Genomic DNA, 3,998 nt, shown 5'->3' on the forward strand with positions numbered 1-3,998 from the left:
AAGTCTCTGTTAACCGTAAACTGATCTTTAACGACATGAAACAATGCTGATGATGTACTCACAGGCAACGCTTTTGCTTTTAAGCTTACGTTACCGTAATTATCTTTTACCTTAAATGAGTAAGTATAATTTTTATCGGCCGTAAGCCCATAACTTATATAATGCGGATCAGCCTGCCAGCCGCTTGATTTGCTGCTATCTACCTCATTGATAAAATCATATTGAAGATTTGATTGTACTGAAGCATATTCAGGTGCCTGCATCTCAACCATCCCGGGCGTTATAGCTTTAGGAGCGATTTTAAACGTTAACGATCCGGCTACAGGCGGATGATAGTTATGCTTCCAGTCGAGACTCAATTGTTTAATTTCTGCCGATGATAAGCTATGTTTATATACAACCATATTACCTATAGCGCCTCTAAAGCTATCGCCCAGCAACAAATTACCTGCAAGGCTACCGACTTTTGCTGAGGTTGAAATCAACCCACCATCCACATATTGTTTAGCTGTACTCCCGCTTACTGTTTTGATGATATAGTGCCATTGCCCCGCACCTAAATATTTACCGGCATTGATCAAAGGCTCTTTCGACGATTGAGATTTCAGTATCGAACCGCTTTTCGTCATCTCATTTTGATAAACACTTAATGCTACACTGTAACCCTGCTTGTTATTCACAGCAAGATCATTATCAAATGTGAGAGGGCTTTTCCCGTTAAAGTTAACGGCTATTTTGCCTGCAATATCGGTTACTTCAGCGCCCTTTGTATCTACCGGTTGAAATGCTCCGCCTGCATCGCCGTTGTTGATCCATTGCTGAAGTGTTCCGTAGTTTAGTTTTGAGGCATCGAGGTAAACGGCGATATCTGATTTTGCGGGATGTAAAGCCCATTGTTTTATTACACTATCAGCCAATGGCCTGTCATAAATTTTGAGGGAGGAGATAGCACCTGAAAAATATGCTGAGCGGTTTGTTTTAGCGCCGATAATGAACTTATCTGCCGGCTGCAAAAACAGCATCTTATTTTCGATATTGTTGAGCTCACCATCAACAAATAGTTTTTCAAATGAGCCGTCGAAAGTAATTACTACCCGGTGCCATTTCCCGGCAGCGGGCATTGTTTTATATTGAAAATCAGAAACACCGAAATGCTGTACCGCTCCCGCCGTGCGGTTACTACCGAAACCAAAAGTAGCGCTGCGATGATCCGATTCACCGTTTGTCCAGCTCAATATTGGGTTTTCATCTTTGATCTGATCAGCATAAACCTCATATGATACCGTATAGCTGTTATTACCTGCAAGCGACCGGGGTACAACAACTGATGATTCAAGCGCTTGTGTTCCGTTAAACATCAATGCCTTTTTACCGGCGATGATATCAACAACCGTAGGTTTGCCTGTTGCTGTAAAATTGCCGCCCAATGCGCCGCTATTAGCCCACTTTGTTACAGCTTCGCCAGCCTGGAAATTGGCGGCATCGAGGTTTACTAATAAGCCGTCTTTACCTTCCTTAATAGCTTTTTCGATTTTGGGGGAGATAGTTTTAGATAATTCTTCCTTGTTTGCATCAGCGGCAGTTCCTGTTACAACCTGTTCGCCATAAACTTTTACATTCCAAACTGCCTTATACAAACCGGGATATTCCGTCCCTGTTATAGTTAACCGGATGAACCGCGCTTTAGTATTCCCGGAGTCTACCATCGGCGAACCGTGCTGTGTATTTTCTCTCCTGTCAGAAAACACCTGCCAGCTTTTTCCATCTGCTGATGATTCAATTAAATACTGATAATACCAGGTGGCATATTCAAACTGGGTTAATACCTGTTGCACTGTTTTCACAGTTCCCAAATCAATGGTAAGCCATGCGGGTTTAGAGCCGTTATCGGCCGGCTTCCATAAAGTACCATTATTGTTATCAACGGCGAAGGATGATTTATAATTTTCGTTATAGTAAGAAGAAGCGGTTACCTTTTTTTGAAAAACCTCATCGGGGACATTAATGGTACTTTTCCCTAACAAGCCTACTCCAAGATGTGTCGGGATGATCTTTTCGATATTACCATCGGCATCAAATACGATCTTATCCGCACAAACCTGCCGGTGATAGCCCCCGTTGGAATGCGGGTTGTTATGCCTGTGATATACCATGTAAAAATCATCCCCAACCTGCACTACCGACTCATGCCCCGGTCCATGAATGGTTCCATCGCTATTAGTACTCAACACCGGGTTGTTTTTACCAAATTCAAATGGCCCCATCGGCCCGGTTTTGCTGATGGCATATTGCACCCGGTAGGTAGAGTCTTCGCAAAGACCAGATGAATAGGTGAAATAATAAATACCCTTTCGTTTAAACATGAAAGGTGCTTCAAAGAAATCTTTAGCGATGGTATTGGGAATCTTTGCTGTTTTGGCAAAAGTATGCATGTCGGGGTTTAACAAACCAACACCGCAGCCATGATCGGGATAGATACCCCAGGTGCCCCAAAACATATAAATTTTGCCGTCGTCATCTTTAAAAGTTTGCCCATCCAGCGTGATCACCCCGGGAATAAAATAATTAGGGATCATGGATTTGCCATCGGGCAGCAAGGGCGTCCATGGCCCGGTAGGGCTTGTTGAAGACGCACCATAAATATCAACAGGCTGACAATAATACATGTAATACTTGCCGTCGTTACCGTTAATGACATCGGGAGCCCAGTAGTAATTGGAGGTAGGCCAGTTCATGTCATGCATGGTCCAGTTCACAAAATCCTTGGATATCCATACCTGTGATGGGCCATGCCCGCCGCCGTTACCATCGGTAGTTGCGTAAATGTAATAGGTATCGCCAAATTTCCTCACGGTGGGGTCGGCAAAGTAACCGGGGATGATGGGATTGCCATTGCCCGGAGCTGTGGCCGACTGTTGCTGCGCATAGCCGGTTAGTGCTGCCATGCAGAAACACCATAAAAAAAATACTGTTAGCTGAAATTTACGCATTTTACTACTCTGCCTAATATGATTTAATTATGCGCCAATTCATCTGTATTCCTTGCAGGCGGCTCGGCGTTAAGCAGGTGCTTTACAAAAAAGTCGCGTTTCTTTTTACGTCCGTACGGACCGCCATCGCTATGGCCCATGCCTGGTACCACCAGCAGATCAAACATTTTATTGCTTTTGATCAGCGCATCCGCAAAACGGAACGTTGACTCGGGTGGAACATTGTTATCAGCCTCGCCAACAATCAGCATCAGGTCGCCTTGTAATTTGCCTGCGTTGGTGATGTTTGATTGCTGTTCATAATGCGGCCCAACGGGGTAGCCCATCCATTGTTCATTCCACCATTGCTTATCTATCCGGTTATCATGACAACCGCAAGCAGATACCGCTGCTTTGTAAAACTCAGGATGGAACAGCAATGCCCCTGCCGAATTTTGCCCGCCTGCCGATGTTCCGTAAACGCCTATCCTGCTGATATCAACCTGCGGATATTTGGCGGCAAGCGCCTGCATCCATAAGATACGGTCGGCAAAGCCAGCATCGGCTAAATTGTGCCAACATACATCATGAAAGGCTTTGGAACGGTTGGCCGTACCCATGCCATCCATCTGCACCACAATAAAACCCAGTTGGGCTATACTTTGCATCTCGTTGACGAGCGAAAAACTTTTGGGCACAAATGAATCCTGCGGACCGGCATAAATATTTTCAATTACGGGATAGCTTTTATTAGGATCCATATTGGCAGGGCGGTAAACTACGCCCCAGATATCCGTTTTACCGTCTCTCGCTTTGGCGACAAATACTTCAGGGAGTTTTACGCCGGTGGCTAAAAGACCAGTCAAATCAGTGTGCTCCAGTTCCATTACCGTTTTCAGATCGGCAGTGTTTTTAATTACTATTTTGGGAGCGACGTTTACTTCAGAATAAGTATCGATATAGTATTTTCTGTCGGGCGAGAAGGTTATGTTGTGGTTGCCTTTTTCGGGCGTTAAGTCAACAAGGTTT

At 44.6% G+C, this 3,998-nt stretch carries 2 protein-coding genes; both read right to left on the reverse strand.

Going from position 1 to position 3,998, the window contains the following annotated elements:
• Positions 1 to 2,945, reverse strand: a 2,945-nt coding sequence (locus tag VF500_RS14800; protein WP_330860404.1) for a family 43 glycosylhydrolase, incomplete at its 3' end; no start/stop codon positions are given.
• 68 nt (positions 2,946 to 3,013) lie between these two features.
• On the reverse strand, positions 3,014 to 3,998 hold a 985-nt coding region (locus VF500_RS14805; RefSeq protein ID WP_330860405.1), incomplete at its 5' end, for a S9 family peptidase.

The sequence above is a fragment of the Mucilaginibacter sp. genome (genome assembly GCF_036383575.1).
GTDB lineage: Bacteria > Bacteroidota > Bacteroidia > Sphingobacteriales > Sphingobacteriaceae > Mucilaginibacter.